The 22341-nt window shown below is 71.6% G+C and carries 14 protein-coding genes; 5 read left to right on the top strand and 9 right to left on the bottom strand.

Features of this window, described 5'->3' with window-relative positions:
- Positions 1-140 precede the first annotated feature (140 nt).
- A complete protein-coding gene (locus WMF44_RS30060) occupies positions 141-2396 on the top strand; it encodes a DUF2169 domain-containing protein (protein ID WP_437293492.1) in 2256 nt (751 codons plus the stop codon).
- Positions 2397-2478: 82 nt separating this feature from the next.
- On the opposite strand, the gene WMF44_RS30055 is transcribed toward WMF44_RS30060, so the two are convergent.
- The gene (locus WMF44_RS30055; protein ID WP_437293491.1) at positions 2479-3186 is read right to left on the bottom strand and encodes a hypothetical protein; all 708 of its coding nucleotides are present in this window, start codon (positions 3184-3186) and stop codon (positions 2479-2481) included.
- Between the two features lie 70 nt (positions 3187-3256).
- On the opposite strand from WMF44_RS30055, the gene WMF44_RS30050 reads away from it, so the two are divergent.
- Entirely contained in the window at positions 3257-4444 is a 1188-nt protein-coding gene (locus tag WMF44_RS30050; protein ID WP_437293490.1) for a DUF2169 domain-containing protein, read from the top strand.
- A gap of 27 nt (positions 4445-4471) precedes the next feature.
- On the opposite strand, the gene WMF44_RS30045 is transcribed toward WMF44_RS30050, so the two are convergent.
- From WMF44_RS30045 to WMF44_RS30030, 4 genes are read right to left on the bottom strand one after another with little or no spacing between them, the layout of a single operon-like run.
- On the bottom strand, positions 4472-4786 hold the full coding sequence (locus tag WMF44_RS30045) for a hypothetical protein (RefSeq protein ID WP_437293489.1): 315 nt from the start codon (positions 4784-4786) through the stop codon (positions 4472-4474).
- A 2-nt stretch (positions 4787-4788) separates the two neighbouring features.
- On the bottom strand, positions 4789-8952 hold the full coding sequence (locus tag WMF44_RS30040) for a DUF6531 domain-containing protein (protein ID WP_437293488.1): 4164 nt from the start codon (positions 8950-8952) through the stop codon (positions 4789-4791).
- A 13-nt stretch (positions 8953-8965) separates the two neighbouring features.
- Positions 8966-9964, bottom strand: coding sequence for a DUF2169 domain-containing protein (locus WMF44_RS30035; protein WP_437293487.1), 999 nt, complete (start codon positions 9962-9964; stop codon positions 8966-8968).
- 6 nt (positions 9965-9970) lie between these two features.
- On the bottom strand, positions 9971-12799 hold the full coding sequence (locus tag WMF44_RS30030; protein WP_437293486.1) for a type VI secretion system Vgr family protein: 2829 nt from the start codon (positions 12797-12799) through the stop codon (positions 9971-9973).
- A 520-nt stretch (positions 12800-13319) separates the two neighbouring features.
- Between WMF44_RS30030 and WMF44_RS30025 the strand changes: the two genes are divergently transcribed.
- Together WMF44_RS30025 and WMF44_RS30020 are read left to right on the top strand one after the other, a co-directional pair.
- Positions 13320-13976 carry an FMN-binding negative transcriptional regulator gene (locus WMF44_RS30025; RefSeq protein ID WP_437293485.1) on the top strand — a complete coding sequence of 219 codons (657 nt, stop codon included), beginning with the start codon at positions 13320-13322 and terminating at the stop codon, positions 13974-13976.
- Between the two features lie 53 nt (positions 13977-14029).
- Positions 14030-14335, top strand: coding sequence for a hypothetical protein (locus WMF44_RS30020; RefSeq protein ID WP_437293484.1), 306 nt, complete (start codon positions 14030-14032; stop codon positions 14333-14335).
- Between the two features lie 264 nt (positions 14336-14599).
- On the opposite strand, the gene WMF44_RS30015 is transcribed toward WMF44_RS30020, so the two are convergent.
- From WMF44_RS30015 to WMF44_RS30000, 4 genes are all read right to left on the bottom strand, one after another.
- Complete coding sequence (locus tag WMF44_RS30015) at positions 14600-15781, bottom strand: DUF3556 domain-containing protein (protein ID WP_437293483.1); 1182 nt, start codon at positions 15779-15781, stop codon at positions 14600-14602.
- A 184-nt stretch (positions 15782-15965) separates the two neighbouring features.
- Entirely contained in the window at positions 15966-16133 is a 168-nt protein-coding gene (locus tag WMF44_RS30010; RefSeq protein WP_437293482.1) for a hypothetical protein, read from the bottom strand.
- Between the two features lie 207 nt (positions 16134-16340).
- A complete protein-coding gene (locus tag WMF44_RS30005) occupies positions 16341-16505 on the bottom strand; it encodes a hypothetical protein (protein ID WP_437293481.1) in 165 nt (54 codons plus the stop codon).
- A 78-nt stretch (positions 16506-16583) separates the two neighbouring features.
- Entirely contained in the window at positions 16584-18074 is a 1491-nt protein-coding gene (locus tag WMF44_RS30000) for a serine/threonine-protein kinase (RefSeq protein ID WP_437293480.1), read from the bottom strand.
- A gap of 136 nt (positions 18075-18210) precedes the next feature.
- Here WMF44_RS30000 and WMF44_RS29995 point away from each other — a divergent pair, with 136 nt between their 5' ends.
- Complete coding sequence (locus WMF44_RS29995; RefSeq protein WP_437293479.1) at positions 18211-22206, top strand: serine/threonine-protein kinase; 3996 nt, start codon at positions 18211-18213, stop codon at positions 22204-22206.
- The last annotated feature ends 135 nt before the right edge of the window (positions 22207-22341 follow it).

The following is a 22341-nucleotide window of genomic DNA, read 5'->3' as shown; positions in this document are numbered from 1 at the left end:
CCGGCCTCTCGACGCGCTGCTGCCGTTGCCGAGTCGCGCGCCGAGCTCGGGCCGTCCGCGAGGATTTCCGCAGGTATCCTCTCGTCCTCGCCCGAAATCCCAGGCGCTCTCTCGGGGATAGGTCCTAAGCTCTCCGGCCGATGGATGTCGTCTCCGACGCTCCCCTGCGTGTCGCCTCCATTCTCTGGCAGCCCCAGCCAGGCGCGTTCGCGCTGACCGTCGTCTGCAAGGCGACGTTCTCGCTCCGGCCCGTCGCATCGCCGCTTGCGCTCGAGCAGGACGAGACGCAGGAGGCCGACGCGTTCTGGGGCGACGACGCGCGGCGCAGCCTGCGCGCGGCGAGCGATCTCGCGCCGTTCAAGCGGCGAGCGGACGTGCTGCTGGTCGGCCATGCCCGCGCGCCGTCGGGCAAGCCGGCGCGCTCGCTCGTGGTCGGGCTTCACGTCGGCGAGGTGCGCAAGGTCGTCGAAGTCCATGCCGATCGGGCCTGGACCGCCGACGGGCAGCTCCGGACCGGGGCGCCCTTCGTGCAGATGCCGCTGCGCTGGGAGCGAGCGGCGGGCGGGCCGGGGACGCCGAACCCCGTCGGGGTGGCCGCGGATACGCCGCGCGACGGCCGAGGGCTCCGGGCGCTGCCGAACCTCCAGCCGGCGGGCGTGGTGATCGCGAGCCCGAAGGACAGCATCGCGCCGGTCGGGTTCGGACCGATCGCGGCCGAGTGGCCGTGGCGCGTGGGCAAGCTCTACCGCCACGCCGCCGCGTGGGATCACCGCGCGTGGAACCTGAGGCCGCTGCCGCCGGACATCGACGCGGCGTACTTCAACGCGGCGCCGCCCGATCAGCAGGTGGAGCAGCTGCGGGGGGACGAGCGGATCGTGCTGGTGCACCTGCGCGCGGATCACGCCCGGCTGGAGACGCAGCTCGAGCGGGTGCTCCCGCGCGCCGTGGTCCAGCGGAGCACGGGCGCGGCCGGCGAGATCCGGCTGCGGTGCGATACGCTCTGCATCGACGCGGATCGCGGGACCTGCGCGCTGACATGGCGGGGCGTGGTGCCGCTGCAGCACCCGGCGGAGCGGGGGTGGGTGCGGATCTCCCTGGAGGGGGCGAAGGCGCCGCGGCTGCAGGGCGCTGCGCCTCCGCAGACAGCGGACACGCGGGCGCTGCCGGCTACGACGCACCAGCTGGCAGACGAGGAGGATGCGGATACACGGACGCTGCCGGTCACGGCGCGCGTGCTGTCGGATGGGGAGGGAGCGGTCCGCGAGGCGCCAGCGGGGCTGCCCTTCGTTCCCGGGGCATCGGCGCTCTGGCCGTTTCCGGATGCGGAGCGTGCCGCGAAGTCTTTTGCGGCGGCGACGCCGGAGCCTACCGACGAGGACGAGGGCACAGGTACTATCACCGGGCCGGTCGTGCGTGGGAACAGCGCGCTCCTTCCCTTCTTGCCGGCGCCGCGGCCGCTCGACATTGCCTCCGGTGGAACAGGGCTTGAGGGTGCGCGAGACGAAGCCGCCGGGCCCCGCGCAGCGCCGACCCCGGAGCAGCAGGACGAGGACGAGGCGGATGCCGGAATCTCCACCGTCCTGCTGCCACAGCTGTCTGCTGCGGCGCTTCAGGCTTTTCTGGCGCCGTTTCCCCTGCAGGCGCCGAGCGCCTCGGCCCCGGAGATCGCGGAGCCCGTGGACGACCCGCGTGTCGAGCGCGGCGCTGACCCGCGCGTCGAGCGCGACGCTGACCTCCGCGTTGGGCTCGACGCTCCGCGTCGGCGCCCCACCCCGCCGCCTCCGCCGCTGCTCGGGATGCCCCTTCTTCAGCAGCCCGCGCGCGACGAGCCCCAGGTGGCGCAGCCCGCGCCGGCACCGGATCTCGCGGCGGCGGCTGCAGCCGCAGAAGACACCGCGCCTGCGCTCGCGCCGCCGCCCTCGCCTTCACCAGGGGGGCGCTCGCAGCCAGGGCCGCCCCAGCCCTCCGTGAATCCGGCCGAGATCCCGGTCGAGCGCTTCGCGTCCCTCACCGCCGAGATCGCCGAAGGCCGAGCGCCGCGCGCCGAGGTGCTGCGTACCCATGACCTGAGCGAGCACGCGTGGACCGCCGTCGAGCGTCACTGGCGGGCGGCGCTCGATCAGGATCTCGCGCGCGGCGGCGGCCGCCTCAGCGGTGCCTACGACCTCGCCTACGTGGCTGCGGTCGAGCGCTTCCGCGGGCCCATCGCGGCGCCGGAGTACGCGCGGCTCGCCGTGGCCCAGGAGCGGGGGCAGGCAGGTGAAGCGCTCGACGCGCTCAGGATCCAGCGGCCTGCGCTGATGCCCATCCTTCGGCTCTGGACGAAGAAGGTGGCGCGCGATGGGAAGCTCGTCCGGGAGGTCACGGCGATGCTGGCGGCGCTGCGGGCAGAGTAGGACAGCAGGGCGGAACGTGCAGGGCGAGGCCGAGCAGGGCGCGCTCGATTCGCCGGGGCGCGGGGTGGTGCCTGCAGGGTCCTCAAGAGCCCGTGGCCTCGCCTGCCGCACCCCCGGGCTCGTCGGAGGCGTTCCGGGGCTTTTCTTCCGGGCCCCCGAGCGACGGCAGCGCGCCCCCTCCTCCGGTGTCCGGCCCCGCCCAGGCGAGCTGCGGCCGGGTCGCCGCGGCGGCGCGCCGTGCGCGGTGCTCCTCCCAGGAGAGCGGCATCGGCGGATCGTCGGAGTTGAGCCGGACGCGCTCGCCGGTGATGGCCACGTCGTCGTTCGCCTGGATCACGACGCCGCCCGGGGAAGCGTCGACCTGGACCTCCTGGGCCGAGATGCGAGCCGACCTCCCCGCGTCGCGCGCCACGCTGCCGCGGACCCGCTCGCGCAGGCTCCCGCCCACCTCGATGTCCGCGTCCTGCGCGGCCTGGATCCGGAGCGTGTCGCACGACAGCGCGAGCGCCTTCGTTGCGGCGATCTCCAGCGACGCCCCCGAGATCGAGAGGACGGGCCCCTCGTCGGTGAGCCGGATGGAGAGCAGGAGCTGACCCTCGGCGGAGCGGATCTGGACGCGCTCGGCGGCCTCGTCCTCGGCGATCTCGAGCGACCGCCCCGAGGCGAGCGGCACGATGCGGGCGGGGCTGGCGAGCGTGGTGGCCCCCGGGCCGAGCGCTGGCGGCGCGGCGCCCGGCTCGGCCGCGGTGCCAGGTGCCGGGGACAGGGGGGAATCGGGCGTGTCGCTCATGGCGGCATCCTATCTCAGAAGACCACGCTGGCGCTTGCGCCCGCCCGCCCCCTGCGGATACCGGTCAGCTATGGAGACGCCGAGGGACGCCACGAGCGAAGCCGAGCCCACGCCGCGCCTGACCGAGACCGTGCGCTGCATGAAGAGCGCCGACGGCAAGCTGTGGATGGTATGCGTGGCCAAGCGGACCTACTCCTTCGCGGGCGGCCGGGTGACGCTCGCGGACGAGCAGGCGCCGATCGTCCTCGATCCCGACATCGAGGCGGACGAGCATGATCGCTACCGGACGCTGCGGGACGACACGGACCTGTTCCCGCCGAAGCTCGCGACCGACGTCGTGGTGACGGGCCGCGCGCACGCGCCGGGCAAGGCGCGCGAGCTGACGGTCGGCGTTGCGTTGGGCCGGAGCGCGCGCGTGCTCAAGGTGCTCGGCGAGCGGCGCGCGGAGGTGTCGATCGAGGGGCGGGTGCGGTTCCCTGAGCCGGCGCCGTTCGAGAGCGTGCCGCTCGCGTGGGAGCTGGCCTATGGGGGCTACGACGCGTACGCGCACGACGAGCTCGATCCTCCCGAGCGGCGGAACGGGCGGCGGATCGAGCCTTCGCCGCGCGAGGAGGGGGTGTTCGCGTACCCGCGGAACAAGGTGGGCCGGGGCTACTTCCTCGACGTGGACCGCGACCGGGCGGACGGGGAGCTGTTGCCGCAGATCGAGGATCCGGGGGATCCGCTGACGCCCTCGCGGTTCTTCGTGCGCTCGCCCCTCGCGTGGATCGACGCGCCGGCGTCCGGTGGCTTCGGCTGGGTGGCGCACACCTGGTATCCGCGGATCATGCGGGAGCTCGGGGCGTTCCTGGAGCACGATCCGCCGGCGAAGCCGATCCGGGAAATGGCGTTTGCGGACGGGGAGGACCTCGCGGGGCCGTTTCGCAAGAACGAGGTGCTGCCGCGGCTCACGCAGGGGGCGGCGCCGGGGCTCGCCGTCGAGCGGCTGCGGGGGGATGAGCTGGCGATCTTGCAGAACCTGGTGCGGGGGCAGAAGGAGACGCAGGTCGCGCTGCCGGGGGAGCGGCCGGTGATGTCGGTGCGGCCGCCGGGATCGCCGAAGGCGTTTGCGCCGGAGGCGGCGCTGCAGACGGTGCGGATCGATGGGGAGAAGAGGACCGTGGCGCTGACGTGGTGCGGGGCGGTGAGGTTGATGGCGCCGATGGGGGAGGAGCAGCTCGCGGAGACGGTGCTCGGGGTGCAGTGGCGGCGGTGGTGATCCTGCGAAGGCGCGCAACCAGACCCCTTATTGCGTGCCTGTTTTGTACGAGATCCGGTTGTCTCGCGTGATCTGAAGATCGGTGATCGGCGTGCGCACGCCGGAGCCCTCCTCCAGCACACCGAGCCCGACAGCGTCAAGCTCGAGCTCAATTCTATCGAGGGCAGCAAAGACCTGGTTCTCGACAAGATCCTGATATTCGTCGCACAGCGCTCTGAGCTCGCTCGGAAAATCTTGCGGCTCGAATCTTCCCACGCGCAAATTGCCGTGTGAATGCTCGATCGTGATCTTCCCGAGTGCTCGCATGCTCTTATCGATTAGCAGCAACGCTTCGGTGCTCATGTCTAGTGACCCCCCGTCGTGGTGAACGCCTTCGAGAGAGCATCCAAATTTTTCGGCGTGAAACCGGCAGAACCCTCTGGATGGATGACGCGTGCATGATTCGGGAATTTTCGCGTCGGATCCGACATCACGTCGAACCCCGCCGCGCGGATGTCTCCCACCGTGGCAGTTCCGACTGTCCTCGAAGCTTCATGCAACCCGGTCGCGTTGGGAAATGCCTGTCTCATCGCCAGCGCAGCGTCGTCCGCCGTGCCTCCTGTGAGCACAGAGAATCCTGGCGGATTCAACTTCAGCTCCGCGGGCTTAAGTGTGAGGTTGCTCGCGTCGCCGCCACCAATACGATGGACGATGACGTCATCCGCGAACTCGCACTGTAGTCCGAGCGGGTCCACGACGACCCCAGGACTTCCGTTGAATCCGTAGATGTTTATGCCGCCCGCGATGCCCAGCGGATCCGGACTGCACCACCTCCCCACGTCCGCGTCGAAGTACCGGAACCGCGTGTAACAGAGCCTCGTCTCCTCATCCGCATACTGGCCCAGCAGCCGGAACGGCGACGTCACCGCAGGTTCGGGGCGTCCCTCTCGCTCCGGATCGACGACCACGTCCGTCACGTCCCCCCACGCCGAGTGAGCCGCCGACCAGGCGACCTTCCCCTTGCGGTCGATCAGCTCCTTCGGCACCCCTACGTGGTCGCAGACGTAGCTGAACACCTCCCCATGCTCCGCCTGGAGCAGCGGCGTGAACGTCCCCGGCGCGTGAACAAAGCACCGCGCCCCCTGCCGGCTGTCGATGTCCGCCGCCAGCACGTTCCCATCCCAGATGAACTCCACCGCGCGGCGTCGCGCGTTATCTTCATCGAAATTCTCCTTGCGCACGCGCCGCCCGAAGGCGTCGTACGCAAAGGCGACGCTCTTCCCGGACGGGAGCTTCACCTCCCGCAGCCGATCTCGTGCATCCCAGACGTACTCCGTCCGCTGCGCCTCCGGCCCTTCCCCTCCCACCAACTTCAGGACCCGCCGCCCCCGCGCGTCATAGGCGTACTTCTCCCGCTCCGTGCGCAGGAGCAGGTTGCCTTTCCCGATCTCCCACGGCTCCTGCTCTGCCGCTTGCTCCGGGCCGGCATCGAGCCCCTCCAGCATCTTCTGGAGCGAACCGGCCGCGTCGTAGGCGAACACCTCCCGCCGCCCGCCCCGACGCGCCTCGATGAGCCCCCCGATCGCGTCATGGCGGTAGCTGGTCGCTCCCCACCGCCGATCCTCGACCAGCTTCACTCGCCCCAGCGGGTCGTATTGCCAGAGCCGTTGCACCACGCAGTCAGGCACACCCCCGCCCGGCGCGCGCACATCGACCTGCTGCTCGATGACGCGGTCCATCGAGTCGTATTCGCTCCGGATCGAGAAGCGCCCTGCGGCATCCCCGCGCGAGATCTCTCGCCCAAGCTTGTCGCGCTCGAGGACGAGCTGGAAGCCGTCGTGCTCCACGCGCGTCAGATCGTTGAGCGCGTCGTACGCATACCGGGTCGTCGCCCCGTCCGGCATCACCCGCTCCGTGCGCTGGCCGCGCGCATCGTAGCGGTAGCGGAGCGTCCGGTCGCCCTGGGTCTCAGCGACCACCCGCCCGAGGGCGTCCCGCTCGAAGCGCGTGACGATGCGCTCTCCCCCGTGATCGACCTCCGCGCGGAGCAACCGGCCTGTCCGGTCCCGGTGGAAGCGGATCGGTCCATCGGAGGAGAGCTCCTCGAGGACGTTGCCGAGCGGATCGTGCGCGAAGGCGCGAAAGCTCCGATCCGGATAGTCGATGCGGGCCAGGCGCCCGCTCGGCGCGTAGCGGTACTCGAGCACGCGCCCATCGAAGGTGGCCTCCGTGGTGACGCGCCCCGCGGTGTCATAGGCGAACTCGTACGCCTCGCCCCGCGGGTTCTCGATGCGGCGGAGCTTCTCGCCCGCCGTGTACTTGAAGCGCCATTGCCGTCCATCCGGCTGTTTCGACGCCGCCAGTGTGCCGGTCCCGGCATACTCCATCTCGGTCGTCTGACCGAGCGCGTCGATGATCCGGATCGGGTTGCCGAGCGCGTCGTACTCGGAGTGCGTCACGGTTCCATCGGGTCGCTGGACAAGGAGCGGCTGCCCGAGGCGGTCGTACTGCACGGAAGTACGCCGTTCGAGCGCGTCTGTTCGCGATGTGGGGCGTCCCAGCAGATCATAGCCGTACGAGGTCCTCGCGCCACGCGCGTCCACCTCTTCGACGACGTTGTGCTGCGCGTCGACCGTGAACGACGCCAGGAGCCCCTCTTCTCCCTGGATCGCCCGCAAGCGACCGCGCTCGTCATAGGTCAGGTTGTAGTGCAGCTTCGACGGGTAGGTCACTCCGACCAGCGAGCCTCGACGGTCATGCTCGTACCGCGTGACGAGGCCGTCTGGCCTCACGTGGAGAACCAGCAGATCCTCCTCGTACTCCCACTGCATAACGTTGCCCGCCGGATCGACCTCCCTGATCTTGTTCCCCCGCGCGTCGTACTCGTACCGCGTCGCCTCGCCCGCGCCGTTCGCCTCGGCGATCAGGTATTGATCCTCATCGTACTCGCACGTCTTGAGCAGGATCCCGTCCAGGGTCTCCTCCCGGACGACGAGCCCATCCTCGTTCCAGTGTAGGATCCGCGGCTCGTCGTTGCCCGTCAGCCAGGTGATCCGCTGCTCGAGATCCACCCGGAGCTCGCCCGTGTGCAGCCCGCCGTCACCCCAGCTCCGCTTGCACCATCCGGTCTCGGGATCGTACTCGTAGTAGAAGCTGACGCCGTTCTTCAGCGTTTTCTTCACCATCCGATGGTCGTCGTCGTACGCATACTGCTGGGCGTGCCCGAGCGCATCGGTCGCGCTCATCAGCTCACCCATCTTCGTGTAGACGTGGTCGACCCACTGTTCAAGGCTGTCTCCGGCCCAGACCTCGAGACGAGCGATCCGCCCGCCGTGCGTCATCTTCACGCGAACTTCGCGTCCTGCCGTGTCGATCACCCGGTGAAGCCGCTCCCCGGTGTACTCGAGGGTGATCGCGTTGCCGTGCGCGTCCCGGATCGCTCGCAAGAGCGCCCTGCCTCCGGCCACCGCGGGCGCGAAGTGGCGCGTGAGCCGGGTCTCGTGGCCATACACCGTGAAGCCGCCGTCCTGGAGCGCGGTGAGCGTGAGCCGGTCCGGCCGATGGAAGCAGCGCTCGCCCGGCTGGAGCGCCGGGAAATAGAGGTCGCGCCCCTCCTCGTCGCGGAGCGTGAGCCCCTCCTCGTCCCGCTCGATCCACTGCTCGAAGCTGTGGGTCCACCCGCCGCGGCCGAGCGACGTCCGCTCCAGCGCGCGGCCGGAGGAGTAACTCCGTTGCCAGACGAGCGGGATCACGCCGGGGAGCGAGAGATCAACCTCATCATCGATCACCCGGCCCGCGGTCAGATCGACGGGCTCTAGGCCGACGGCGCACCTTATGCTTCTCAACGCCGACATCGCACGCCGGCCGAGCGACCGCGCCCCCCGCGCCAGCGACCGCCCCGCGCGCCTCAACCCGCGAACGGCTGCCCGAAGCCCCCTCGCGACGAGCGCCCTCACCCGCCTGAACAACGGCATCAGCAGCCTGCGGCCCAAGGCCCTGAGAAACCTGCCAGCGAGCCTGAACGCGCCCTGCAAGAGGAGATCGATGACCAGGTCGATCGCCAGCGTCACTGCCCCCATCAGGAAATCACCGAACGAGGGCGTCGTCTGCACCGTGCCCGGGTCGAGCACCATCGATGACGGCCATCTGCCAAGATCCCAGCAGTCGGCGTTGACCGAGCTCGACCCGAAGATCACGCAGCACGTCGCCTTCTCGCCGCAGATCTCGACCGAGCCCCGCGGCAGCCAGCACTTCTGCGTGCCGAAGGCGACGTGGAGCGGCGTCAGCAGATCGAGCGGATCGGGGATGATCCCGAGGTGAGGCCAGAGGTACTTCGGCGCGTGCTCGTGTGTGACCGAGGGCACCCCGTTGAAAAGGACCTTGGGCTGCTGCTTGTCCCCCATCGTGAACGGGTGGAGCAGCGTGATCTTCCAGAACTTCATCGGCACGATCGGGAAGGCGTGGAGGCCCTGGTGCATCTCGATGCCGAAGAGCAACCACCCGTTGATGTCGTGGAAGTTGTGCGGCACGGCGTTCCTCCGCTCACCCAGGGGGGAAATCGTCGGTCGGGACGAGCCGCGCCCGGCGAAGATCGTACTGGATCAGGCCGTAAGTGACCGTGGCCCGCCAGAGCAGGCGGACCTCGGCGGCATCGGCGTCGATGTCGACCGCATCGAGCGCCGGCAGGCTCCGCTCCGACGCGCGGCCCACGGCGATCTCGACCGCGACAGGGGCCCGCGGCGCCTCGAAGACGAGCGCCGCGCCGCCGGGCCGCATGCCAGCGAGGGCGACGCGGGTGCCCGGCGGGAGGGCATCGACGGTGGTCCGGGGGGCGGCGCGGCTCGCGAGCTTGCCGGCGCCGGCCAGGTCGAGCTTCTGGTCGTGCCACACGTGCACGGCGCGCAGGCCGCCCCACAAGGGATAGGGGGCGAAGCAGACGGGCTCGGGGTGGTCGTCCCAGCGGCGGATGCGCTGGTCGGGGTGCTCGAGCTGAGGCAGGGGCCGGTCCAGGGCCTGCCCCGGATCGGTGTAAAAGCCCTTGCCGTCGAAGTTCATCGGATAGCCGCTCTCGTGCTCGGGGACGAACGCCTCCTCGCCGTCGAGCTCGACGACGCGCGCGGGCTCGTCGTTCGTGCCGCCATAAGCGTTCTGCCAGGTCATGGCGACGCGATCGAACGGCAGCGGGCTGCTCGGCGTCAGGCCGCCCCCGATCCCGCGCTGCCAGACGCGCGGGCCGACCGCGACGATCGTCGCGTCGCGGTCGCCCACGCGCAGCGTGGCCGTCGCCTCGCGTGACTGACCTTGCGCCGGGTAGACGAAGCCGGTCGCACAGACCGAGGCGGCGGTCTTGAGGAACATGCCATCGTGCGGGTAAGGCAGGTTCGGATCGAGCAGCAGGGGGCGCTGGGCCGGAGCGACGGTCAGGCCGCCCGCGGCGACGCGGTAGGTGACGGCGCAGAGGAAGAGCGCCGTGATGCGGTCGTCCTCGTCGCCGTTCGGGATCATCGCCGCAGGCAGCGGGGTCTCGTTGGCGAAGCGCATGGGCCGTCAGTTCAGCTTGATCAGGCCGGCGGTCACGCTGACGTTGGCGCCGCCGTCCATCTCGATGGGCGATCCGTTCACCGTGACCTTTCCACCGCGGATGTTGATCTCGCCATCCTCGACGGTGACCTGACCGCCCTTGATCAGGATCTGGCCACCCTTGAGCTCGATTCGCGATCCGTTCACCTCGAATGTGGGCGTGTCCACCTTCATCTCGCTGCTGGCGTCCACGGCCAGGCGCGTCGATTTTAGCGTTTGCGTGCCGCCCGCCTTGATCTCCTGTTCTGGTGCCTCCATCTTCTGGCTCACCGTCGACGTCAGCGCCTGGGCTCCTATCGCCTCGAAGGTCTGCGTGCCGCCAGCGTGGATCTTCTCGTTGCCAGTCACGTTCACATCATGCGTGGCCAGGTAGGTGGTCGTCTGCGCGCGCGTGACGGTGATGGTCTGCGTACCGGTGACGGACTCCTCGTCGTTGCTGATGACCGTGATCTTGCGGTTGCCGGCCACGCACTCGGACTGATCCGCGCCGACGATGAGCGTCTGGTTTGTGGCGATCGAGGCCGTCTGGCTGGCGCCGATGAACACGTTCTGGTTGGCGCCCACGATGACCGACTCGTTGCCGCCGATCAGCTCGGAATTGTTCCCGCCGACCATCGTGCTCCGGTCCGCACCGGTGGACTCGTTCCGGTTGCTGCCGACCGTGGAGCTGGAATTCACGCTCACCTGCTCGCTCCGGTCGTTGCCGACCTCGCTGTTCCAGTCATGCGGCGTGTGCAGGAGGATCTGCTGCGCTCCTGCCGTGTCGTCGAACCGCAGCTCGTTGTGGCTGCCGCCGCCGGGGCTCGTCATGCTCTTCAGGGTGCTGACCGTCGGCGCGCCGCCCGGCGGCCGGTTCTTGCCGTTGTAGACGCGCCCGACGACGATCGGACGGTCGGGGTCGCCCTCTTCGAAGTCGACGATCACCTCGACGCCCACGCGCGGGTGCCACACTCCCCCTTCACCCGCGCCCGCAGAGACCTGGCTGACCCGCACCCAGCACGAGGTCGGCTCCTTGGCGTGGCGCTCCGTCTCCTTGTCCCAGTGGAACTTTACGCGCACGCAGCCGATCTCGGCGCCTGGCGGGCCGCCGACGTTGATCTCGGCGCCCTGCGCGCCGGGATCGGCCGTGACGAACGCGGTCTGCGTCCCCTGGACGCGCGGCTTCGGCGTGACGCGCGCGGGGCGAAAGCGTGAGTCTGCCACGGCGCCCTCCTTGCCACGGCGGGCGCACTCGAACGTGACCGCATAGGGCCTGTCGAGCGCGGCTGTCGACAAGGTCGCGGCGAGCGCGCCTGGCGGCAGCGCGCCGTCCTGGCGGGCGCGCACGTCGAGCTGCGTGACGAGGTACTCGCCGTCGTGGCGCGGCCTGAAATTCTCGAGCGCGAAGATGGAGCCAGCCGAGAGCAGCCGGCAGGACCCTTCGCCGACCGCGTAGCTCGCCTCGACGCCGAGCCTGTCCAGGCGCGCGGCGGCCAGCGGCTGGCCCTGGTCGGGCTTGTCCGGGTAGCGCCCCGGGTACTCATGGTCGACGAGCTCGGCCGGGCTGGGGCGCGCCGGGGCGGCGACGGACAGGTCGAGCCCGGGGTTCTTCCAGTTGTAGTCGACGAGCGAGACTTTCCTGGGGCGCAGGCGCGCGCCGAGCTTCATGCCGCTCACAGCGCGGCCGAGGACGTTGGGGCCGAGGGGCGTGGCGGGGTCGAGCGGCGCCCGACCTTGGTCCGTGTCGGCGAGGACGAGGAGACAGACGCCGTCACCGTGCTCGAAGTGGTAGGCGATCCCCTCCTCCTCGAGGAGGCGCGCGATGAAGGCGAGGTCGCTCTCGTTGTACTGGACGCAATAGGGCCGCGCTGCGACCTGGTCGATCCGCGACGTATCCGCGACGCGCCACGCGAAGAACTCGCGGGCCGGCGTGAAGAGGGGATCGACATCGGCGGCCGGCGCGGTGGCGTCGTCCTGGCGGCGGAGCTCGGGGTCGCCCTGGAGGACGGCGTCGATGATCTGCCGGGTGGTCTTCTGGTGGAAGATACGGCAGCGCGTGCGGTGCAGGGCGCGCGCGAGCGGCGGGACGAGGGCGACGCGGTAGACGGTCCCGCCCTGGACCCAGCCGAGCTCCTCGGCCTCGGCGATGATGCCGTGAACGAGGCGGACGCTGGGCGTGTCGTGCGTGACGATGCGCAGGGTGGCCCGCGCCTGGATGAGCTCCTCGGGGTCCACCTCGGGCGAGGGGTCGCGCGCGACGAGGACGATCTCATAGCGGTAGAGGCGCGAGAGCGCCTCGGTGCCTCGAATCTCGACGACCCGAAGGTGATCCCAGGGCCCGATCTCCTCGGGGGCGCCCTCCCACGCGAACGCGAAGTCGTCGACGCGGAGCGGGTCGAGGGCACCTCGGATCAGACCACCGGCGGCCTGGGCAGCGGCCGGGGCGCTCTCGAGGGCGCGGCGGGCGATGGAACCGCCCTGATCGAGGAGCTGTGAAGGCTCGCGGCTACCGAGGGCGGCAGCGGCTCCACGCACAGCGAGACCGGCGAGCTGAAGGGGGTTAACGTCGTCTCCCCTCATCAACCCGACAATGTCGCCGCTGGCGGCGAGCGCCGTGCTCAGGTCAGGGGTGGAGAAGGATTGAATGTCTTGACGCGCCACGAGGTGGTCGCCCGGAACCGGTCGTTGGGGGGGCTCTATTCCGCGTCGGGCGGTGACCAGCTCGCTCGGAGCTGGGATTCTGGGGGATTCCCGGTCGCTCGCTGCAACCTGGTCAAGCTCCTCGGGCTGCCCGGGTGATTTGGGAAAGGAAGTCATCCTGGAATCCTCGAGCGAACGGCAGGAGACAACCCCAAGACGCGATGTTCCTCGCCGAGACGCCCGCGGATCAGCGCGCCGGTGTTCTCCGTTGAGAGTGACTTGTTACAGAAAACACAGACGACAGTGGGCCGTCAAGAGCCCTCAGACGGCCGGTCCTAAAATAACCGGGGTGGCGCCTGGAGCTCGCCGCAAGCGTCCACATCGTTCAATGTAGACGGTATTCTGTCATCAAGTCTGGTGCATCCACGGCCGTACCGGTGGGCATCTCGATGGAGGACCAGAGCAACTCTCGCTCGCGCCCTGTCCTCTGCGCCGGGGGCTGGGCACGTCTTCGAAATCTGGGCCAGATGTTTCATGCGGCAGCAAGGTTGGATCGCCCATTCAATCCGTTAATCCGTGGGGCACAGGGCGAGGCGTACGGGATTCACAAGGATAGCACAGCTGTCGTCCCGGCCGGGAACGAGGAGAGCTTCGAGCTCCTTCGCCGTCGGCGCGGGCGGTGGTACACCCTGCCGTCATGACGACGACGGGCGCGCCGCGATCCATCTACCTCCCCAGAGCCTTCGAGGCACCCGACCTCGCCGACCTCCACGATCTCATCGACGCGCACTCCTTCGGCATGCTCATCGCGCCCGGGGAGGACGGCGTGCCCATGATCGCGCACCTGCCGTTCCTTCTGGAGCGCGACAGCGGCCCTCACGGCACCTTGCTCGCGCACGTCGCGCGGGCCAACCCGATCCGGCGCGCGCTCGACGGGAGCACGCTGGTCCTGGCCGTCTTCCGCGGGCCGCACGGGTACATCTCGCCCGGGTGGTACGCCTCGCGCGACGACGTGCCGACCTGGAACTACGCCGTCGTCCACGCGCACGGCGCGCCGCGGGCCATCGAGGACAAGGGCGCGCTCCTCGCGCTGCTCGCGCGCCTCTCCGACGTGAACGAGCGCGGGCAGCCCGAGCCCTGGAGCGTCGCGGAGCTCTCGCCGGAGAAGCGATCCGCGCTGCTCCCCGCGATCGTGGGCTTCTCGATGGAGATCACGCGGATCGAGGGCAAGCTCAAGCTGTCGCAGAACCGCCGCCCCGAGGATCGCGACGGCGCCATCGCCGGGCTGCGCGCGCGGGGCACGCCCGACGACCGCGCGCTCGCGGAGGCGATGGAGCGCGCCCGCCCCCGCTGAGCCTCAGGCTTTGCGCGCTTGCGACCCCCACGATCCGCGCGACCGGACAGGAAATGACGAAGCAGTACGTCAATGCGGTGATCCAAGGGGACTTTCAGGATGCCCAGCGCATCTTCGAGCGGCTCCCGCAGAAGGGGCGCCTGCGCTCGTTCGATCCCGGACAGATCCTGGTCGAGCACAGGGCCGACTACCACGATCGTGCACTTACCTGGCTTGGCGTCGAGGGAATGAAAGGCGCTTGGCGTGCTGCAGTGAATGGGAGGTGGGTCCTCTACGGTTTCGATGATGCTATCGCCTTGAGCCCATTCGCGTCCGCCGATGACCAGCAGGCCCTGGCGCGCCACGGGTTTGTGGATTGACCGGGCAAGGAACAATCCCCCGTGTGGGCGCCAGTAAACAGCAACCGTACCCCCCTACGCCCCGCGCCTCGAGGAGTTGACGAACACCGAGAATGGCTCGAGGAGAGGGCTCCCCTTCGCCCTCGGCGGCGGTCCGGTATGGGCGGACCGCCTCGGGCTGCGCGTGAGCAGTCGCAGCCTCTTGGCCAGATAGGGGTGAAAGCTGGTCGAGCCCATAGGATCGCAATCCGCTGCGCGGACCGACGACGGCGGCGTCCACGTCGGTCACGGGCCCGCCCACGGCTGGCGCCCGCGCAGCTCGCGCACGTCGAGCTCGCCGGCGTCGAGCAGGCCGGAGGCAGCGTCGTGGATCTGATACGCCATCTTCGCGCCGCCGAGCGGCTGGCTTTCGACGAATATGCAGCGCAGCTCGCCTGGGGCGAAGCCGCACTGGTCCTGGATCGCGCGCAGCAAGCCATCGCGGTGCAGGTGGCCGTCGCCGAAGTTCCAGCCGAGCGCGAGGCCGCCGACGAGCTCGCCGTCGAGGTACTCGTACTCGTGGAGCGGGCCCTCGATCGCCTTCGGCAGCAGGACCGGCAGCGCGCGGCCCTGGAGGTGCATGAGGCGGAACGCGAGCACCTTGCCGACGAGGCCGACCGACGTGGCGCGGTCGTAGAACCGGCCGAGCTGGTCGTAGATCCACGGCGCGGCCTTCACGAGCCGGTCGAGCTTTCGATAGCTGTCGCCGTGGAACAGCCACACGCTATAGGGCCAGTTTCCGGCGTAGTACCGCATCGCGAGCAGGAACGAGAGCCGCCCTGGCGCGATGTTGCCGAGGAGCGGAACAGCGACAAGCATGATCGCGAGGAGCGCGCCGAGCCGAGGTGGGCCGACGTCGAACGGGTACGCGCCGGGGTGGGCCCAGAACAGCGCGAACACGCCGTAGACCACCATCAGGTTCCACTCGATCGGCGCGCCCATCGGCACATTGCTCGTGATGAAGGCGTGGAGCGCGAGCGCCATCGCGATGCCGACGGCGATCGCCGTCTCGCCGGTCGAGCACGCGAGCACGACGGGCACGCCGAGCTCGAGCGCGGTGCCGGCGTGGCTCATCGCGAGCGCGAGCCGCGACGGGCGCAGGTCGTCCGGATAGCGGACGTACATGCGCCGCCGCAGCCATGCGAAGCGGGCGAACGGGCTATTGCTCGTCATCACGCACACGACGGTCGGGAAGTGGTGGTTGAGCTTCGAGACGCCGGCCCAGAGCCAGAGCGCGAGCTGGACCGCCTTTGCGCCGCCGATCCAGTCGGCGGTGGCCGCGAACACGACGACGGTGGTCCAGTAGTGTTCGGCGCGCAGCGCGAGGAAGATGGTGCGATCGGCGACGGCGAGGACCGGCACGAGCGCGGCGATCGGCACGAGGTGCGTGGCGCCGAGCGCGGGGGCGAGCGGACGCAGCAGGGCCACGGCCGCGATGCTAGCCGAACGCGTCCCCCGGCTCACGAAATCGCCGCGCGGCGGGCCTGCCATTCGTCGCGGGAGAGCTTGCGTTCCGGCGAGCCCCTTTTGTGGCTCGCCTGCGCTCCATCCTGCGAGCCCCTTTTGTGGCTCGCAGGAACGCAAGCCCCTCCGGTGAGCACCCCGCCGCCGGTTACTCGACCAGTTCGGCAGAGACGACAGCCGCCTCGCTGCAGAAGTGCGCCGGGTTGCCTCCGGCCGCCTTGGTAACGCAGTATCCTTTGCGGACCTTCTGGCCCTCGATCGATAGATAGGAGCGATCAAGATACGCTAACAGCGCTTCGCCAGAACGGCGGATCACGCCTGTATCCTTCGCCTCGCCGTACATTCTCCACATGTCTGCATGATGGCACCCTGGCCCGTCTCCGGGGGGCTCCTGGCATCCGTCGATCTCTCTCATGGGTCTTTTGTCCAAGTCCCGGGCCAATAGGATCTCTGCGGCTTTAAGATTTCGTCCGTGTCCACCTCATCGTCGCAGAGATCTTGGCGGGATTTCTGACGCGTGGAATCAGTCTCTCGGCTCCCACGACATCGCGAGGTCGCCGATGGCGAGCTCCACCACGCCGTCGAGGTCGATGATCCAGGTCGGGGTCGAGTGATCCACGAAGCTCCCCATCCCGAGCTGCCCCGCCTCGGCGCTGCCCCAGCAGGCGACGTGACCGTGAATGCCCACGACGCAGGTGTTGTCGCCGCCACGGGGAGCGCCGTGTCGGGTCCGCCTCGGCGCGGGCGCCGAAGGGTACGCCCGCTGCTAAGGGTCCAGCACCCGGAGCAGCGCGCTCGACCCCGGCGAGGTGGGCGCGGGGTGCGCGGCGACGCCGAGCCCGTCGAGCAGGGCGGGCGACGCGAAGAGCCCCTCCGCCGCTCCCTCGGGCACCCACCCCGAGAGCTCCAGCAAGTCGCCGCCCGTCAGCGCGCCTTCGCCGCTCGCCTGGAGCTCGCCGACGTGCACGCAGAGGCGGACGTGCACCCGCCGGTCGCGCCCCGCGCGCGCCCCGAGCCGCCGCCTCAGCGAGAGCGCCGCGCCGAGCGCATCGCGGCGCGCGGCCTCGTCGCCCGCCGGATCGAGGGGCCGGTCGGCCGTCACCAGCGCGGTCGTGCCCGTCTCGACCGCGGTCGAGAACCCCGCCTTCGCGAGCTCGGACAGCGCGAAGGGCAGGACGGACTCGAGGTCGTCGAGCAGCTCCGGCGTCGGCTCGTCGAGCGCGCCCGGGTCGGCCTGCACCTCCACGTGGATGCCGATGGCCGATCGCCGCGGCGCCGCGGCCGCCCCCGCCGCCCGCGGCGCCGCGACGGCCGCGCGCAGCTCGGTGAGCAGCTGCCCCGCCGACGGCTGGCGCTCCGCCGGGTCCTTGCTGAGCGCCCGCAGCACCACGTCGTCGAGCGACGGGCTCACGCGCGCCTGCGCGCTCGGGCGGGGCGGGCTCGCGAAGAGGTGGAGCTGGCGCAGCACCGGAAACGACGCGCCGGCGAACGGCGGCTCCCCCGTGAGCATCGCGTACGCCAGCGCGCCGAGCGCGTAGACGTCCGTCCGCGCGTCCACGGGGCGGCCCGTGAGCTGCTCGGGCGACATGCTGGAGGGCGAGCCCAGGACGTGCCGCGACGTGGTCAGCGCGGGCCCCGGCGCGTCGAGCAGCTTCGCCACGCCGAAATCGAGCAGGACCACGCGGGGGCCGCGTCTCTGCATGTCGCCCGAGCACAGGAAGACGTTGGACGGCTTCACGTCGCGGTGCACGATCGCCTGCGCATGGGCCGCGTCGAGCGCGCTGCAGAGCGGCTCCAGGACGGCGAGCGCCTCCTCCAGCGGGAGCCGGCCGCGGGCCTCGAGGTGCCTCTCCAGGCTGACGCCGTCGAGCAGCTCCATGACGAAGTAGGGGCGGCCATCCTCGAGCCTGCCGACGTCGAGCACCTCGACCACGTTCGGGTGCCGCACCCGCTGCATCACCACGACCTCGCGCTCGAAGCGGAGGCACACGTCAGGGTGCAGCGCGAGCTCGGCGTGCAGGACCTTGATCGCCGCCTTCGTGCCGCGCGTCGCGTGCTCGCCGCGGTAGACGACGCCGAAGCCGCCCTCGCCGAGGACGCTCTGGAGCACATAGTCTCCGGCGGGCGAGGGCACCTCGGCGCTGCGCCGGCCACGCGCGGTGGGTTCCTCCCCGGCCGAGAGGGTGACCGTCTCGTCGGTGGGGCTCACCACCCCGCGCGGCGCGCTTGGGATGGTGTCGTCATCGACGTGTACCATGCTGGCCCCCGACGATAGCATAGGCGTGGTGCGCGCTCGCGCTCGCGCGCGCGCCTTGCGTTAGCGCGCCCGTGCGCCTGCGTCAGAGAGAGGCCGAGTGCATCGCTGCCCTTTGTGTCACCGGCGTCGCGAGGGCGTGGCGCCGTGCCCCTTCGACGGATGGACGCCGCCGCCCGGCGAGCCGTCCGCGCCCGCTCCGCCGCGCGTCCCCGGTGTCTCGCTCGGCGAGCGCCTGGGGCAGGGCGGCTTCGCCATCGTGTGGGCGGGGGTCTCGGACGAGGACGGCGCCCCGGTCGCCGTCAAGGTCGGCATGTCCACCACGCCGATGCTGGAAGAGCGCTTCCGCCGGGAGGCCGACGCGCTCGAGCGCATCGGTCCGCCGCACGTGGCGCGGCTCCACGGGTGCGGCCGGCTCGACGATGGTCGCCCCTACCTCGTGATGGAGCGGCTCTTCGGCCGCACCCTCGCCTCGGAGCTCGCCGCCCTCGCCGCCCCGCCCCATCCGGGCTGGGTCGCGGCGCGGGCCGACGCCGTGCTCGCCGCGCTCGAGGCCGCTCACGACAAGGGCGCGATCCACAGGGATCTGAAGCCGGAGAACCTCTTCATCGAGCGCCGCTCCGCGGCGGCGGACGAGCGCGTCGTGCTGCTCGACTTCGGGCTCACGAAGCGCGCCGAGCGCACGCCCGGCGATGCGGCGCGCGAGGAGCTGCTCACCCGCAGCGGCGTGGTCCTGGGGACGCCCGAGTACATGGCGCCGGAGCAGTTCCGCGGCGAGGCGGTCGACGCGCGCGCCGACGTCTACGCGTTCGGCGTCATCCTCTTCGAGCTGCTCACCCTGCGGCTGCCCTTCGCGGGCGACGGCGCCTCGCTCGAGCATGGGCACCTCACGCTGCGCCCGGAGCGCCCGGGTAAGCTCGCGCCGGTGCCCGCCGCGCTCGAGGAGCTCACGCTGGCGTGCCTCGCCAAGGATCGCGAGCGCCGCCCGGCGGACGCGCCCTCGCTGCGGCGCGCGCTCGCCGCGGCGCGCGCCACCTTCGCGCCGGCCGAGCCGGGCGCGCCGGTCGAGCCGGGCGCGCCGCGCAACCGCGCCGCGACGCCGGCCGAGCCGGCCGAGCCGCCCGCGCGCGCCGCGGCGCCGGCGGACTCGACGGGCGCCAGGCTGATCGCCGGGGGGCGGAGCTCGGTCGTGCTGCTCGTCGCCGACACGACGGCCGCGGCGTCGCCCGTCATCGCCTCGGTGACCGGCCGCAAGGGGTTCGTCACACGGCAGCGCGGCAGCCGCTACGTGGCCGTCTTCTCCGGCAAGGACGCCGAGCACCCGGCGCAGGCCGCGCTCGCCGCCGCGCGTGAGCTCGCCGGGAAGCACGGCGCGCGCGCGGCGCTGCACCTCGCGTCGGTCACCCTCCGCCGCAGGGCGCGGGGCGCCGTCTCGGCGTACGGCGCCGCCGTCGAGCGACCCGAGACATGGCTGCCGCCGGAGCCGTGGTCGGGCGTCGCCCTCTCCGCCGAGATCGAGCGTGTCCTGCCGGCGCGCGAGGACAGCGACGGCCGGCCCGCCTCGGCCGAGGCCGAGCCTTCCGTCGAGATCGAGGTCCCGCTCGCGGGCCGCGACGACGTCCTCGCGGCGATCGCGGAGAGCGCGCGCGCGGCCTTCGACGGCACGTGCCCGGGGCTGTTCACGCTGATCGGCGATACCGGGCTCGGGAAGAGCCGCCTCGCGGCGGAGGCCGCCTCGGCGGCGCTCCGCTGCGACGCCGGGGCGCTCGTTGTCTCGCTCCGCGCGGCGCAGCCGCTGCTCGGCGACGCGGCGCGCGACGCGGCCGAGCTCCTCGGCCGTGTCCTCGACGCGCCCGCGGAGGCGCCGCCGGACGTCGCCGCGTTCTGCCGCGAGCGGCTCGGCGCCGCGCTCGGCGAGGCGACGTGGCCGTCGGTCGCGGCGGCGCTCGGCTGGTCGCCGCTGCCCGCGCGCGGCGCGCCCGCTTCGCTCCACCACGGCGTGGTCCAGGCGCTCGGCGAGGCGCTGCGCCGGCGCGCCCAGCGCGGGCCGGTGGCGGTGATCGTCGACGACGCGCACTGGGCCGACGACGCGCTGGTCGACGCGCTCGAGTACGCCACGCTCGACGGCTCCGGCGTCGCGCTGTGGGTGCTCGTCGCCGCGCACCCCCGCTTCGAGCAGGTGCGCCGCGCCTGGGGCGCGCGCACCCAGCGCCACGACCGCGCGGCGCTCGCGCCGCTCGACGACGCGGCGGCGATGGCGCTCGCCGCCGAGCTGCTGCGGCCGGCGGAGTACCCCCCTGCCGAGACGCTGCGCCGGCTCGCGCGCTGGGCGGGCAACAACCCGGCGTGCCTCGTGGAGCTCGTGCGCTCGCTCAAGCGCGCCGGCCTCGTGAAGCGCCGCGTGAACGCCGGCAGCCACTACGTCGCCACGGCCGAGCTCGACAGCCTCCCCCCGTCGCCCGCGTGGCAATGGCTCGCGGAGCGGCGGCTCGACGCGCTCTCGCCGGAGCTCGCGGCGTGCGTCCGGCTCTGCGCGGTGCTCGGCGACGCGTTCGCCCGCGCGGAGCTCGAGCAGATCCTGGACTCGATCGCCCGGGTGGGGGAAGCCGGCACGCCCATCGACGCGGGCTACGGCCTGAGCGCCCTCGTCGAGCACAGGATCCTGGAGCGCGGCGCGGGCGAGCGATACTCGTTCCAGAGCGCCGTCTTCCAGGACGCGGTGGTCGAGCTGCTCGATCCGGCGGAGCGCGCGCAGATCCACCGGCGCGCGCTCGCGTATTTCACGGCCAGGGCGGAGGCGGAGGGGCCTCGCCCGGAGCTCCTCGCGCCGCTCGCGCGGCACGCCGGCGGGTGCGGGGCGCGGGAGGCGGCGGCGGACGCGTGCCTCACGCTCGCCGATCTCGCGTTCGCGCGGCACCGCCACGTCGAGGCGGACCGGCACTACACGGCGGCGCTCTCGTTCGCGGCGGCGGACGACGCCCGCCGGCGGGCGCGCGCGCTGGCGGGGCGGGGCAAGAGCCGCTACCGCGTCGACCGGACGCGCGAGGCCACGGACGACCTCGCGGCCGCGCGGGCGCTGGCCGCGGAGCTCGGCGACGGCGCCTCCCTCGCGGACGTGCTGCTCGAGGAGGCGGCCGCGCTCGACTGGGCGGGCGAGTTCGATCGCTCGGCCGAGCGCGTCGGCTCGGCGCGCGCGCTCGTCGATCGGCTCGGCGCGCGCTCTCTCGAGGGCCGCGCGCTCGTCGCCGAGGGGCGCACCTGCTTCCGGCGCGGCCGGGTCGCCGAGGCCGTCGAGCTGCTCACGCGAGGCGCCGCCAGCGCGGAGGCCGAGGGCGACTACGGGACCAGGATCGTCGCGCTCCTCCTGCTGTCGCCCGCCTTGATGTGGCTGGGAGAGCTCGATCTCTCGAACGCCCGCTTCGACGAGACGTTCGCCCTGGCGTCGTCCGCCGAGGACTGGCCTCACCTCTGCGCCGCCTGCGCGTGCCGCATCCCGCTGAGGGCGATGCGGCGCGAGCTCGACCTCGCCATGGCGGACATGCGCCACGCCATCGCGCTGGCGCGCGAGCTAGGAAACCCTGTCCTGGAGCGCCACGTGACGCTGAACGCGGCGGAGCTGCTCCACGCCAGCGACCACGGGGAGGAGGCGCTGGAGCTGGCCCGCCGCGCGCACGTGCTCGAGCGGCGGTTCTTCGAGCACGCCGCGCCCGAGTGCTCCCTGCTCCTCGCGCGCATCCTCGTCTCGAGGCGCTGCCACGACGAGGCGAGCCGCCACCTCTCGTGGATCGAGCGGAGCTGCCCGCCCGACCCCTCGGCGCCCTCGCTGTGGGCGTTCTACCGCGCGCTCCACCTGGTGCTCTGCGAGCAGGGCCTCCGCGCGCGCGAGCCGTCCGCGAGCGCCGATCCGTGGGAGGACGTGCTGTCGCGGTGCCGGGGCGGGCTCCTGGCCATCGAGCTCGTCGAGCTGCTCTCGATGCGCGCCGAACTGGCGATCGCCGGCGGGCGGCCACGGGAGGCGGCCTGCGCTCTCCAGGAAGCGGCGGCGCAGCTCGACGACGCGCCGGGCTTCCGCGCCCGCCTGGCGCGGCTCGCGGCCCAGCTGGATCGGATGGCGGCTCCGGGCATCGGCGGGTGAGGGGCAGCGCCTCCACCCGATGCCCCGGGGCGCCCGCCCTCGCGCCGGAGTCGGTTTGTAAATAGTGGATATAATTGTGGATTCTTCATGAAAGGGCGCGCCGGCGTCCCGTGCGGGAGGGGGGTCGACCGCCTG

The sequence above is a fragment of the Sorangium sp. So ce426 genome (assembly GCF_051475585.1).
GTDB classification, from domain to species: domain Bacteria; phylum Myxococcota_A; class Polyangia; order Polyangiales; family Polyangiaceae; genus Sorangium; species Sorangium cellulosum_B.
The sequence above is the reverse complement of the archived record's forward strand: the minus strand, read 5'-3'. Positions and strand labels throughout refer to the sequence as shown.